This is a genomic window from Polaromonas naphthalenivorans CJ2, from assembly GCF_000015505.1.
Taxonomy (GTDB): Bacteria; Pseudomonadota; Gammaproteobacteria; order Burkholderiales; family Burkholderiaceae_C; genus Polaromonas; species Polaromonas naphthalenivorans.
Map to the genome: position 1 here is coordinate 4,359,949 of NC_008781.1, position 14,168 is coordinate 4,374,116.

Annotated in this window: 8 protein-coding genes; 5 read left to right on the forward strand and 3 right to left on the reverse strand. The window is 65.0% G+C overall.

The window, feature by feature from the left end:
- Positions 1-17 precede the first annotated feature (17 nt).
- The 3 genes from PNAP_RS20335 (at position 18) to PNAP_RS20345 (ending at position 2,906) form a co-directional block, all read left to right on the forward strand.
- Positions 18-785 (forward strand): GntR family transcriptional regulator, encoded by a 768-nt coding sequence (locus PNAP_RS20335; RefSeq protein ID WP_011803433.1) that lies wholly within the window; start codon positions 18-20, stop codon positions 783-785.
- Positions 786-831: 46 nt separating this feature from the next.
- Positions 832-1,839: a tripartite tricarboxylate transporter substrate binding protein gene (locus PNAP_RS20340; RefSeq protein WP_011803434.1), complete on the forward strand. Its 1,008-nt coding sequence runs from the start codon at positions 832-834 to the stop codon at positions 1,837-1,839.
- 71 nt (positions 1,840-1,910) lie between these two features.
- On the forward strand, positions 1,911-2,906 hold the full coding sequence (locus PNAP_RS20345; RefSeq protein WP_011803435.1) for a Bug family tripartite tricarboxylate transporter substrate binding protein: 996 nt from the start codon (positions 1,911-1,913) through the stop codon (positions 2,904-2,906).
- Between the two features lie 121 nt (positions 2,907-3,027).
- Here PNAP_RS20345 and PNAP_RS20350 read toward each other — a convergent pair whose 3' ends face one another.
- The 3 genes from PNAP_RS20350 to PNAP_RS20360 all read right to left on the reverse strand — a co-directional run bounded on the left by PNAP_RS20350 (position 3,028) and on the right by PNAP_RS20360 (position 7,549).
- Positions 3,028-4,503: a M20 family metallopeptidase gene (locus tag PNAP_RS20350; RefSeq protein ID WP_011803436.1), complete on the reverse strand. Its 1,476-nt coding sequence runs from the start codon at positions 4,501-4,503 to the stop codon at positions 3,028-3,030.
- A gap of 90 nt (positions 4,504-4,593) precedes the next feature.
- Positions 4,594-5,334, reverse strand: coding sequence for a response regulator transcription factor (locus PNAP_RS20355; protein ID WP_011803437.1), 741 nt, complete (start codon positions 5,332-5,334; stop codon positions 4,594-4,596).
- A gap of 256 nt (positions 5,335-5,590) precedes the next feature.
- Positions 5,591-7,549: a sensor histidine kinase gene (locus tag PNAP_RS20360; RefSeq protein ID WP_011803438.1), complete on the reverse strand. Its 1,959-nt coding sequence runs from the start codon at positions 7,547-7,549 to the stop codon at positions 5,591-5,593.
- 251 nt (positions 7,550-7,800) lie between these two features.
- Here PNAP_RS20360 and PNAP_RS25160 point away from each other — a divergent pair, with 251 nt between their 5' ends.
- Together PNAP_RS25160 and PNAP_RS20370 are read left to right on the forward strand one after the other, a co-directional pair.
- Entirely contained in the window at positions 7,801-10,809 is a 3,009-nt protein-coding gene (locus tag PNAP_RS25160; RefSeq protein ID WP_198140660.1) for a pentapeptide repeat-containing protein, read from the forward strand.
- Positions 10,810-10,863: 54 nt separating this feature from the next.
- The gene (locus PNAP_RS20370; protein WP_011803440.1) at positions 10,864-14,151 is read left to right on the forward strand and encodes an NHL repeat-containing protein; all 3,288 of its coding nucleotides are present in this window, start codon (positions 10,864-10,866) and stop codon (positions 14,149-14,151) included.
- Positions 14,152-14,168: the final 17 nt, after the last annotated feature.

The following is a 14,168-nucleotide window of genomic DNA, read 5'->3' on the forward strand; positions in this document are numbered from 1 at the left end:
GTCATCTAGAGGACTATATGTTGATTCAAGATTTAACTTCAACACCACCTGCCGCCAGTGGCGATCAGCCGGCACCGGGTCAGAGCCGCTACGGCTGGCTGGCCAGCGGCTTGCGCGCCCGCATCACGCAGGGCGAATGGATTCCGGGCACCGCCTTGCCGCCCGAAGCGCTGCTGGCCAAGGAGCATGGCGTCGCCCTGGGCACCCTGCGCCAGGCCCTGGCCTTGCTGGTGGCCGAGGGACTGCTGGAGCGCCGCCATGGGCGTGGCACCTTTGTGCGCGCCGGGCTGGGCGGCGCTTCGATGCTGCGCTTTTTCCGTTTCCGCAACGCTGGCGAATTGCAGGCAACGCCCCAGTCAAGCATCCTGGCCCGGTCAGTGGCATTGGCCAGCGTGAATGAGGCCGACGCGCTGGGCTTGCCGGCGGGCGCAAGCGTATTGACGCTGGAGCGGCTGCGCAGCCTGGACGGCCGGCCTTGCCTGCTCGAACACATCACGCTGCCGCTGCCGGCCTTTGCCGCGCTGGCAGCTTCTAGCACCGAGGACTGGGACGATCTTCTGTACCCCATGTACCAGCGCGTGTGCGGCGTCACGGTGCACCGTGCGCAAGACCAGCTCAGTTTTGGCCTGCTCAGCGCCGAACAGGCCCGGCGGCTCCAGCTGGAGGCCGGTCACCCTTGCGTGCAGGTCCAGCGGACGGCATTCGACCTGGCGGGGCGCTGCATTGAGTTGCGCACCACGCTGGGCGATGCGTTTGCCTTCCAGTACACGGCGCAAGTCCGTTAAGCCAGTTATCCGCCCCCTGCAACCCCACAAAAAAACCGGAGACCCCATGAAACCGCTCGATTTATTGGCCAACGCGACACGGCCCGCCGCGCTCGGGTATTGGCTGGCTGCCAGCCTGCTGTCAGCCCCGTTGCTGGCAAGCGCCCAAGCGGCCCTGCCCTGGCCCAGCAAACCCATCACGCTGGTGGTGACCTATCCGCCGGGCGGGGGCGCCGATGCCATGGCCCGGCTGATTGCGCCCAGGCTGGGCGAAGCGCTCGGCCAGAACGTGATCGTGGAAAACAAGCCGGGCGCGGGCGGGCAAATCGGTGCCGCCTCGGTGGCCAAGGCCGTGCCCGACGGGCACACGCTGATGCTCGATGCGTCGTCGTTCGCGGTGAACCCGTCGCTGTACCGCAAGCTGCCCTACGACGCCGACAAGGCGTTTCGCGCCATCGGCGTGATTGCGCTGTTCCCGAACGTGGTGCTGGTCAATGCGCAGTTTCCGGCAAAAAATGTCGGCGAGCTGATAGCGGCTGCCCGGGCCAGGCCGGGCGCCGTGTCTTTCGCCTCATCGGGCAACGGCTCGGCCCAGCACCTGGCCGGCGCCCTGTTTGCCTCGGCCGCCAAAGTGGACATGGTGCATATCCCCTACAAGGGCGGCGGTCCGGCATTGAACGACGTGATTGGCGGCCAGGTGCCCTTGTTCTTTGGCAACCTTGCCTCGACGCTGCCGCACATCCAGGGCGGCAAACTGCGCGCGCTCGCCGTCACCTCGGCCAGGCGCTCACCCATCCTGCCCGACGTGCCCACGCTGGCCGAGGCGGGCGTCAGCGGTGCGGAGGTGTACGAATGGAACGCCGTCTTTGCTCCGGCGGCCACGCCGGAAGCCGTGGTGAGCAAGCTGTCGGCGGCGCTGAAAAAAGCGCTGGACGCGCCCGACGTCAAGGCCCGCATTGCCCAGCTCGGCGGGGAGATTCAACACGGCGACCCGGGCACGGCCCAGCGCTTCGTGCGTGAGCAGACGGCGCTCTGGGCGCGCGTGGTCAAGGCCAGCGCCATCTCGCTGGACTAAACCAGCCCCTGCGGCATCGGGCAGCGGCCCAGCCGGAGATTTTTTTGCAAATCAATTCAAGGAGACACGCCATGAACAACCTGAACCTGAACCGCCGCGACCTGATCAAGGCCGGCGCCGCAGCAGCCTGCGCCCTGTGGCTGCCCCACTCGCAGGCCCAGGCGGTCTGGCCCAGCAAGCCGCTGCGGCTGGTCGTGCCGTTTGCACCGGGCGGAAGTTCCGAGATCGTCGCCCGCGCCGTCGCCAGCGAGATGGCCAAGACCATCGGTCAGAACGTGTTCGTGGACAACAAGCCCGGCGCCGCCGGCAACATCGCGATGCAGGAAGTGGCCAACAGCACCGACGACCACACCCTGATCCTGGGGCATATCGGCACCCTGGCCGTCAATCCCTACATCTTCCCCAAGCTGCCCTACGACGCCAACAAGGACTTCGTGCCGATCACGCTGGTCTCCAAGGTGCCGAGCCTGTATGTGGTGCATCCCGACCTTCCGGTGAAAAATCTCAAGGAGTTCATCGCCTACGCCAAAGCCAAGCCCGGTCAGCTGAACTACGGCTCGGCCGGCAACGGCAGCGCCGGGCATCTGGCCTTCGAGTACCTGAAGATGGAGAGCGGAATCTTCATGGTGCATGTGCCGTACCGGGGAACCGGCCCGATGCTGACCGACCTGATGGGCGGACGGCTGCAGGCCGCCTCGGTGGGCGCGCCGGCCCTGCTGGCCTTCATCAAGGCCGGCAAGCTGCGCTGCATCGCCACCGGCACCGCGCAGCGACTGCCCCAGTTGCCTGACGTTCCGACGGTCGCCGAGCAAGGCTTCAAGGGCTTCGAGATGACGCAGTGGTACGGACTGATGGCGCCAAGCAAGTGGCCCAAGGCCAACATCGCCAGGTTAGAGGCCGAGGCGATCAAGGCATCGCGCAGCGCTCAGGTCAAGGAAAAACTGGCCCAGGAAACCGCGCTGGCCGTGGGCAGCACGGGCGCGGAGTTCGACGCCTTCATCCGGGCCGAACAGGCGCGCTGGAAGGCCGTCATCGCCCGCGCCCAGATCAAGCCGGACGGCGCGTAACCAGCAGGCCGCGCAAGGCCGGCGCGGCATCTTGTTTGCTATATTTTCAATAGCTGTTTGCGCATGCCCTGCATGCGCAAACAGCACTTTTCATCAATAATTTGCTGGCCGCAAGCGGTTTTCAGCCCGGCATGCGCGCGATCACCTGCGCCACGGCCGCCGTCAGCTTCTTGGCATACGGCACATGCAAAAACTCGTTCGGCCCGTGCGCATTGCTCTGCGGGCCGAGCACGCCGCAGACCATCATCTGCGCGCTCGGAAAGCCCTGGCTCAGCAGGCTCATCAGGGGAATCGTGCCGCCCTGGCCGATGGTGCCGCAGGGCGCGCCGAAGAAGTTTTGCGACGCGTCGTTCAGCGCGTCCTCGAACCACTGCGCGCTGGAAGGCGCATTCCAGCCGTTCGCGCCGCCGCCGCCCTCGAACGTGACTTTGGCCTGGTACGGCGCGTTGTCTTCGAGCAGCTTTTTCAGCTCCTGCACCGCCGCGCCGGCGTCGATCAGCGGCGGAAAGCGCAGCGACAGCTTGAAGGCGCTGTAGGGTCGCAGCACGTTGCCCGCGTCGCGCAGCGACGGAAACCCTTCGGCGCCGGTCACGCTGAGCGTGGGCCGCCAGGTGCGGTTGAGCAGCGATTCGAGCGGGTCGGTGGTCGTCGGCAGCGTGAAACTGGTCGAGCCTTCGCAGTCGTAATGCGCCCACGGGAAGCGCTTGTACAGCTCGTCGCCCAGGATGGCCGCCGTGGCCCTGGCCTGCGCCAGCCGGTCGGCGGGCACTTCGCAGTGAAAGCTGGCCGGCAGCAGGCGGCCGGTGGCGCTGTCTTCGAGCCGGTCGAGCACCTGGCGCATGATGCGAAAGCTCGACGGCACCAGGCCGCTGGCGTCGCCCGAATGCACGCCTTCGGTCAGCACTTCGACTTTCAAAACGCCGCCGCCGTTGCCGCGCAGGCTGGTGGTGAGCCAGAGCTGGTCGTAGTTGCCCGCGCCCGAGTCCAGGCAGACCACCAGCGCGACCTCGCCGAGCCGATCCTTCAGCGCGTTGACGTAGGGCAGCAGGTCATACGAGCCGCTTTCCTCGCAGGTTTCGATCAGGCCGACGATGCGCGGATGCTCGATGTTCTGCGCTTTGAGCGCCTGCACGGCGGCGATGCTGGCATAGACCGCGTAGCCGTCGTCGGCGCCGCCCCGGCCGTAGAGCCTGCCGTTTTCGTACTTGGGCGTCCACGGCCCGAGGTCGCTGCGCCAGCCGTTGAACTCGGGCTGCTTGTCGAGGTGGCCGTACATCAGCACGGTCTGCGTCGAGCCGGCACGCGTCGCCGGGATTTCAAAGAACAGCACCGGTGTGCGCCCTTCGAGCCGGACGATCTCCAGCGTCAAGCCCTCGACTTTTTGCGCCTCGACCCAGGTTGCGGCATTGCGCACGACGGCGTCGATGAAGCCGTGCTGCACCCATTCAGGATCGAACCCCGGCGACTTGGCCGGAATGGCGATGTAGTCGGTGAGTTGCTGGACGATGTCCTCGTCCCACTGCGTGGTGACCTGGGACAGCATCTGGGCGGCGTCGAGGATGCCGGCGGGAATTTCGCGGTGCAGGGGGGCGTTCATGGCGGGCTCCGGGTAAAAAATGGGTGCTTTTGGCAGCGAGAGCGCTACTTTACGCCTGCGCCGATCAGCCCGCGCCGGCCGGCCAACCGCTCAGGCCGACAGAATGCCCTGCTGCCTGGCTTCGTAAATCGCTTCGGCCTTGGACCTGACCTTGAGCTTGCTGTAGATGCGGCGCACATAGGTTTGCACGGTGTGCGAGGACACCTGCAGCAGCCGGGCGATTTCGTCGGCCGTGAAGCCGCGGGTGATCAGTTGCAGCACTTCCATTTCGCGGCTCGACAGCATCGCCTGCTCAGGCACGCCAGGACCGGGCAGCAGGCCGGGCGCGCAAAGCTGCGCTTGCGCAAAAGCCGAAGCGCTGGCGGCAGCGGGCGCAGGCATCGCCGGCCGGTCGCGAAAGCGGTTCAGTATCTGCCGCGCAATCATCGGGCTGATGGGGCTGCCGCCTTGGTGCAGGGTGCGGATTTCATCCAGCATGTCCTCGGGCGCGCTGTCCTTGAGCAAATAGCCCGAAGCGCCGGCTTCGATGGATTGCAGCACATGCGCCTCATCGCCAAAGGTGGTGCTGACCATCACCGCGCAGCCCGGCCACAGGCTGTGCGCGGCGCGAATCACGTCGATGCCCGAGCCGTCTGGCAGGCCCAGGTCCACCAGCAGCACGTCGGCGGGCGGGCCGCGCAAGGCTTGCAGCCCCTGGGCGCGGCTGCCCGCAAGCGCTGCCAGCCGGATGTCGGGCGCCCTCGCGATGGCCGCGATCAGGGCGTTTTGAAAATGAACGTCGTCCTCTACAAGCATGACGCTGATGAGCGCGCCGTCGGGGCTGGGGGGCATGTGAGCTTCCTGCGTTGTGGCCATCAGTCAAGCGGCCGGGCCGGCGCTTTTTTCTGGCTGTTGCGAAGGATTGTGTGGCCAAAGCCGCTGCGGCCCTGTCCCTGGAACTGGGGACAGGCATGGCGGCCGGGCCAGAGCGCATTCGTTTCAAGCAGTAAACCTCTTTTTCAGCATCAAACATGCCTCTGGAGCACGCCTGGTATGCGCTGGCAGCTATGAATTCAGTAGTAAAAAACGCCGGTCGCGCGCATGGCGTTCACGCCGGGTGTTTTTCAGGCAGGCGCAGGGTCAGCACCGAGCCTTTGGACGACGACGCCAGCAGCACTTCGCCGCCAATGGCCTCGGCACGGCGCCTCTGGTTCATCAAGCCCTTGCCGCCGCCTTTCATGGCTTCATCCACGCTGAAGCCCTGGCCGTTGTCGGCAACCGCCACCTCGATCCAGCCGTTGCCAGCGCTGGTGCTGACACCAATCTCGCTGGCCTGCGCATGCTTGAGGATGTTGGCGAAGGCCTCCTGCAGGATGCGCAGGATGTGCAGCGCATTGCGCGGGTCCAGCCAGGGCAGCGCCGGCACGTCGCTGATGTTCCACACCAGCCGGATGCTGCTGCTCTTGAGCCGGTTGCCGAGCCGAAAGCGCAGCGTCGCCAGCAACAGCAACAGGTCGGCTTCGACCGGCTCCATGGAGTCAATCGCCAGTTTCAGGTCGTCGATGCAGCTCCTGAGCACATCGGCCACCTGCGCCTCGTGCAGCTGGCCATCCTCCACCACCCGCAGGGCGCTGACCAGCGACGAGCCCAGCCCGTCGTGCATGTCCTGCATCAGGCGCTGGCGCTCCTGGCTCAGGGTCTGCCGGTGCTCGACCTCGCGCAGGCGGGCATGGCTTGCATTGAGTTCGGCCTCGCGCGCCCGCAGGCGCTGCGCCAGGCTGGCATTGGCCTGCCGGGCCTCCTCCAGGGCGCCCAGGTAGCGGCGAAACATGATGTACATGAAGATCAGAAACAGGCCGGTGCCGACATAGACGCTGAGGTAGCTGCCTTCCACGCTGACCAGGTTGTTCTGGAGCAGCCAGTCATGCACGCCCAGCAGCATGCCGGCCACGCCCCATGACGCCAGCAGCAGGCCCTCGCCCGATCCGGCCAGCCGGGCATTGCGCAAGCCACTGATAGCAATGGCAAAACCCATGCCCAGCAGCACCAGGTAAATGACGCGCGCCAGCTCGGACGCACCGGGCAGGACCGCCGACAGCAGCGGCAGCGTGACCAGGCTGACCAGCGCGGTGATGCCGATGACCGCGCGGCTCAGCCGGGGCTGGGGCCTGCGGTGCAGACGCACCAGCAGAAAATGCGAGGTCGCTATCAGCCAGAACAGGGCGCTGATGGTCAGCCAGCCAAACCATTGGTCGGGCAGCGGCAGCTTGAACTGGCCGACGTAGAAATGCAGGCTGCGGATAAAAGAGGCCAGCGACATGGCAAAAAACAGCAGATACAGCGAATCCGGTGCCCGCGAAGCCGCTTTCTGCCTGATCCACACGAACAGCGCAAACAGGCCCACCGCCAGAAATGCCGCGCTGACCATCAGGGGCAGCTGCACCTGCAGCAGGTCACGCATCCGATAGCGCCAGCCGATCTCGTCCTGCCGGCCCAGCCAGACGCTGGAGACGGCCGCACCGGTGGCGCGCAGGTGCTCGACCCTCAGCAGGAGGCTGTCCGGCAGCTCGGCGCTCCGGGCTTTGTCCAGCGGTATCCACAGCGGATGGTTCGAGCCGTTCCAGAGCAGGTTGCCGCTGGAGCGGTACACCAGCCGTCCGCTGGCATACACCGCCAGCTGGCCGTCTGTTTTCCAGCGCGGAATATAGAGGTAGTAGGGATTGAGCGCATCCGCCGCGTCTTGCTGCCTGGGCACCTGCAGGCGGTACCAGCTCACCACGGTACGGGGCCTGAGCGGGTCATCGACGCCGGGCAGAAGTTCCGGCGGCACCGCATGCGGCAGGCTCACCGGGCGCCAGTCGCCCTGCGGATTGGCGGCTTCCAGCAAATAAGGGGGCGCCGAAAAGCCGTGCCCTTCATCCATGCCCAGAACTTGCGCCGTCTGGAAATGCAAGGGCTCGGCGCTGCTTCGCCCCGGCCAGCAGGCCATGAGCGCCGCCAGCGCCACAGCCATGCCATACGCCAGCCAGCCATGCCGGGGTTTGCGGCTGACCCAAACATCATGCAAAAGAAAGCTCCAGATTCAATTGGCCGGAAGGCCAGGCGGGCTTGTCCCAAAAACTAATGACAGACGCCTTTTGTTTCAACCTTTACCATACCTTCAGATTATCAATGGCGTTGGTGTCGGGCTTATTGAGCCCGCACCGGACAGTCAGCGGTGAGACAACGCACCGGCCTGCACGCACATTGCGGCTTGAGACCGGCACCCCAAGGCCGGCCCCACGCAGCATCGCCTCCAATCAGAGAAGGAAAAATATGATGAAACACCGCCTTGCCCCGGTTCTACTGGCCGCAGCTGTTCTGGCTGCGTCCTGCGGCGGCGGTGACACGCCATCCCCGGCAGGCGGCACCGGCATCAACACCGGGGTCAGCCCCGGCACCGGCAGCGTGCCGCTGTACCAGTCCTCCACCGAGACGCTGACACTGCCGCAGCTGCGGGTAGCCGGCAACATCCGGGCCGATGTCAAGCTTGTGCTCAAGAAGGACGGCAACTGGGCGCTGCTTTCCTCCGGCCCGACTCGTCCCGCCACCGCATCCGACACGCCCGGCGCCGCGCTGGCCGCGCCCGGCGGCAACACCGACCTGGGCGGCACGCAGACCGACACGACGCTGACGGTGGCGCGGCTGCACGTAGGCTCTCGCGTGTTTGGCAACGTGGCGGTCCGGCTCACCGGCAAGGCCTGGGCCTTTGTGAGCAGCCCGCAAGAGGTGAAGACGCTGCACCAGGAGGACTTCAAATCCAACACGGCGATTCGCGCCGACGAGTCGCACCACGTCATCCTTCAATCCAGCCCGGACAGCGGTGTGCAGAACGTGCCGATGCAGTTGTCCGGCAGAAACTACAAGTTCTGCATGGACGCGCAGGCCGAGGGCGCCGACAGCACGACGCTGCTGGATGCGGCGGGCCATACCATTTTTACGCTCAAGGCGGGTGAGCCTTGCGTCACCCTCCAGGCCAGGGAGGGGGCGTACACCCTGCAGCACCGCTATGGCGGCACCGGCAGCGCCCGCACCCTGTTCATGCGCAACCAGGCCAACACCACGACAGCCACTGCGCTGGCGGCGCAAGCAGCGTCCGCACCGCCCGGTTTGCTCAACGCGCCCAAGCTGCTGGCCGCTTCGGCAACCGCGACAAACGCCATGGCGCCGGTCGCCGAATACTGGTCTGTCCGCAACCCAGCGGCAAATTCCGGCGCGCAACCCAGATCGCTCGGAAATGCGGGTACTTTTTACGCGGAGCCGGTTTATGGGCTTGATGCTCTCGGCACGGGCTGCAACGGAAAGATCGCCTTCAGCTTCATGAATCCCTGGAGCGCCCAGGCACTATTTCGCATCGACAAGAATGCTTTCAACGTACCCGTCTACATGGGCGTTCCTCTTGGATGTGAGTTTTATGCGATGGAGCTTTATTCTGGAACGGGTTCGATTCCACCGTTCGTATACGGCAACGCCATTTACCCTCAATACGACCCCACGCTGGCATCCACCCTCTGGAACAGCGGGCTTGGCACCACCTACGCCAGCCTGGTAAAGGATGACTACCTGACAGAAGTGGATGACAACTCTCTGCGCCTGTATCCAACGCTTGGCCTGGATGCTTTTGTCGTGCCGTCGCATCCGACCGTCACCATTGGCGGGGTGGCGTACCCCGCTCCAATTCCGATGCCAGATCCGAACGCGCCTGAGGGCTTCTACAGCATGGGCGGTTTTTTTGCGAGTTCCACCCTGGTGGAACGCAGGCAACAAACCATCACCGAACAGTCAAGCACGCGCTTTACCCTGGCGTCCATGTATTCGACCGTGTATTCGCCGGCGGGTGTACAGGTGAGCAGCGCGACGGCACCTGTTCTGGCCACCAGCGACTCCCTGCTCACGGTGGGAAATGCAGCCGCAGGCGATGTGGCCTCCTCGCTCTCGATTGCCTACCGCTATTACCCAGACGGACCGCCATCGGCTGTTTTAGGTTTCGGCCAGATTGCGCTCTACACCGGGCCCAACTGCACGGGCGCCGTGGTCATGCCACAGGCTGACGTGCCGACCTTCGACGTCTCGGGCGCTCCTGCGCTCAAGGGACTTGGCACCTCGTTCAAGCTGGGCCTGCAGACCAGCGCCACGGCTTTTTCATTGCCGCTGTACAACGGCGAGCAGCAGCACTTTGACCAGCTGACCTGCTATTCCGGCGGCTTTGGCTCAACAGGCTGGACGCCCCAATCCATGCAGATCGCAGTGGACACCGTCACCATGGTCATCAGCACCGACTCGTGTGAATACTGCAACCTGGCCGGTGTCGATTTTTCCGGCGTCAACCTCACCAACGTCAAGCTGAGCTACGCCAACCTGAACGGCGCCATCCTGTCCAACATCGACCTGTCGGGCGCGGACCTGCGCAGCGTCAGCCTGCAGGGCGCCTACCTCATCAATGCCAATCTGGACGGCGCCAATTTATGCGCGGCGCAATTGAACGGCAGCCAGGGCGTCACCCAGGCGGCCACGCTGACCGGGGCGCACCTGCGCAACACCAACCTGGCGCTGTCCAACCTCGATGGCGTGAAGCTGTCATCAGCCAGCTTTTACAGCAGCAATGGGCAGGGCACCTGCCAGCAGACCAGCTGCAGCAGCTATGTGGCCTCCACCTGTGCCAGCGCCTACAACGCCTCCCTCAACAACGCGAGTTTTGATTCGGCCTACCTGTCCAATGTCGATATGAGCAACGTCACCGGCGCGGGTGTCAGCTTCAACAACGCCGCCTTGTTTGGCGTGCTGTTTGGCCAGGCCAATTTGGCGCACAACAAGCTTTCATCCGTCAGTTCATCCTTCATCAATGCCTACCTGCAGGGAACCGACCTGTCTCGCGCCAACCTGCAGTTCGCAGACTTCACGGGGGCGCAGTTTGATGCGGCCAGCAATTGCATCCAGGCCAATTTAAACCCCGCCTATTCAAACTTCCCCGGCGCCAAGGTGCCCGCCAGCCCGGGCAGCTCGACCTGCGTGCCGGGCAAGCCTGCTGCGGCGTTTTGCGTCCAGTCTTCTTTCGCCCCATCGGCGGGCTACCCCCAGACCGACTGCACCAACATCTGCGCCGATGGGAGCACGGCAGGCGTCGGGCTGACCAATGGCACCTGCCCGAACGCTTTCACCTGCTCCTCGGCAAGCTGGACCACGCCGCTGAACGGCGGAGGCAACGGCGCCATGCCCACCAGCAACTGCCAGGGCGCAGCGGCGCTGTGCGGCAACCCGTTCACGGGCGGCGCCGACCCGTGCTGGTAAGCCGATTCCCGCCGTTGTCAATTCATTGCCCTTTCACGTATAGAAAAACAAACCATGAACGCCTTGATACGCCCTGACCGCCGCCATTTCCTGAAACAAGCCGCCGGCGCCGGCCTGGTGGCGGGCATGGGCCCGCTGCTGGTCGGTTGCGGGGGCGGCGACGCCGACACCCGTCCCGCAGCTGGCGCAACTGAAATCCACTCGTATTTTTTCGATCTGTCCAATGCCCATCCAGAGACTGATTTTTTCCTGGTATCCGGCACCCGGCACCACCCCCTGGTGCCCGCGACCGCCGCCCAGCTTGAAAAGGCCAAGGCTGGCAACCCGGTATTGCAATCGGTGAGCAGCCAAAGCGTGACGCACATGGGGATCGGGCTTGCGCTGCCTGCGCGCCTTCAGATGTGCTACGTCAAGGGCGTGCCACGGGGCGGCAAGCGTGGTCCGGGCGAGTGGGACATGCACACGATGTTTTATCACGTGCCCTCGGCCGCCTCCAGCCTGGCGGCCGAAAAGCTGACGCAGTCCTGCGGAAAAAGCATGATGGCGTCACAGCGGGCGGCCTACCAGGCTTGCCTGAACGACATCGCCGGCACAGCGTCCGCCGGCGGCCTGAACGCACTGGCAGCCAACAACTCGCTTTGCACCGGCACCGAGTTTGACCAGTTCAAGGACTATTTCGATCACGCCATGGCGCTGATCTGCCACCACCCGGAAATCGGCTCGTTCGATGCGCCGACGCTCAGCTACGTGCAGCAGGCCATTGTCTGCGCCGACATCAATCTGCTGAACCTGGCCGTGTCGCTCTACAGGCAGGGGCCGGCCACCACCACGCCCGGCGGCTGGGCCACGCTGGTTGAATACACCAAGCCGGACCCCACGACCGGGGAGCCCCAGCCCCAACTCGCCAGCAATGGCGACAAGCTCTATTTCACCCATCATTCGGCCGAAACGCTGCAGCTGACGGGCACGGCCATCAACAGCATCCTGCCCAAGGTCAAGAACGACCCGATGCTCGGCGGCAACATCGCCGACCTGAGCGCCAGCGAACTCAATGACGGGCTGCAAGGCAAGATGTGGGTCACGCAAAGCGGCACCCCGACCCGCTTGCCGGCGACGCAAAGCACCCTGCTGGCGCGTTCGCTTCAGGCCAGCAGCGGCGCGTCCTGGACCGCACGCGACCTCTCGTCAGGCAACGGCTTTCGGGTCACCGACATCGGCGGGGGCGCACGCACCGTCAGCTTCACCGTCGAAAACTGGTATTTGCGCTACCTGGGCCTGTATGTGCGCTTTCTGGACGGCGCGGGCAATCCGATGGCCGTGTCCAGCCTGCCCCAGGAGACACAGTTGCAGTTTGTGCCTGCCCTGAGCGGTACCTACGACGCCTTCCTGAGCCTGGTGAACCAGGAACTGGTCGTTCTTGGCATTCCCATCCGCCAGAACAAGCAAAGCTACAGCGTCACCGTGCCCGACAGCGCCGCCTCGATCCAGATCCTGGCCGGTGGCCTGGGCAGCGGAAGCAACAGCTATCCGCACACCGTCACACCCGGCGCCGTGATGACGGTGGTGCTGGACCTGGCAGTGCCGGGCATTTTCCTGGCATTGTCCGCCGTCGATGGCTATGCCTCGCTGACAACGGAGCTCAGCACGCAGACACAACTTCTGATCGACAGCGCCAAAATTTTTCTCCTGACGATGACCGACGCGGTGGTCGGCGGCGTTTACAAAGACGCCTCGGTCTTCACGAATCTTGCCGGGCCCCTGGCCTCGACGCTGAAAGACGGGGCAACCGCGCTGTATGCGGAGATCAAGGCCAATGTCAAAATAGGCGAAGCCGAAGAAGCGGTTGCATCCTGCATCCCGTTCGGCATTGGCCTGGCCTTCCAAGCCGTGATGGCCTTGGGGGTGGCGGCCCAGATCGCCGAAACCAGCGCCGAAATCGCCAATGCGCCGTGGACCTTCGTCACGCAGGTCGATGCCACGCACGACCTGACCGTCACGCTGAACCACGACCCGCTCGACACTGCGGGATTCCCGGCCACGGCCACCTACTACACCCTGCGCGCGGTGTGCGACGGCGGCTCGCCGGCGGAGTCGGGCCGCATCGCGATGCAGGGCACCACGCGCACCGAACCCCTGAGCTACACCTTCAACAACCTGCCCGCTGGCGGCAAGGTGACGGTGACGGCGGCGTTCTACTCCGACACCGACTGGCTCACCGGCGCCGGCAGCACGGGCGCGGTGGACAACGCGCAAGATGCCGCGGCCCTCACCATCAAGGAAAACCTGGTTCCGCTGACAACGGCCACGCGGTACGCGCACAAGGAAAAACTCGGGCTGGACAGCAGCGGCAAGCACATCTGGATCGCGGGCCCGCAGCCTGCCGCCACGCCGGCCAACTGCAACAACGTATCGGGCAGCCTGTGCAACCTGCAAGGCATTACCGTCAGCGAAACCTTCGGCAATGTGGGCTACGTCTGGCAGTCCTACAGCGCCGGGGTGCCGTCGTTCGGCTCCGGCGCCGCCGGCCAGCTCTACCAGTTCGCCAACATTTCCTTTACCGATGACCCGCAAAGCGGCTGGATGCATTCGGGCGGCGGTTTTCCGTCGCCCCCGCGCGTGGCCTACAGCCGCAGCAGCCCGACCAGCCAGAATTTTTATATCGACACCTCCACCGGCAACGCCATGGTCCGGCGCATCAACATGACCCAGGTCGGCGTCGCGCCCACATTTGACTCGCCGCGTGGCGGCCAGGCGGTCGGCAGCTTCAATTTTCCGTCCGACGCCTTCCTGATCCACCCCACCGGCAAGCTGATCAGCATCAACGCCGCGCTGGGCAAGCTCGAAGTGCTGGTGCCGTCAGCCACGCCGGTGCCAGACGCCAGCGCGCCGCTGGCGCAAGCGTTTGCTGGGCCTGGTTCGCGCGAAGGCTTGCTCAATGGCCCGGCCTGCGCCGTGGTGGCGCCGGGCGGCGCCATCCTGGTGCTGGAGCAGGGCGGCAACCGGATTCAGGCCTTCGACACCGGCGCCAACCCGGCGCCGTTTTTTGCCGGCCAGTCCACCATGCAGCTCAAGGCGCAGACGGGCGGCGTTCAGTACCTGGACCTGGGCATCGAGTTCGTGGGCTACCTGTATGTGCTGTCGCTCAACGCGAACACCGGCATCTACAGCCTGGACATCTACACCCCGGCGGGCGCCCTCCTGGCAACCACCAGCGGCATGAATGCATCCAAGCTGGCGATTGACCTGTTCCGCAATGTCTATACGCTGAACTTCGAGACCATTCAGCCGGTGGGCAACCTGACCGAGCCTTCCGTCAGCCAGTGGATTCCCAGCACGCCCTGAGCACTTCCTTCTTGAAT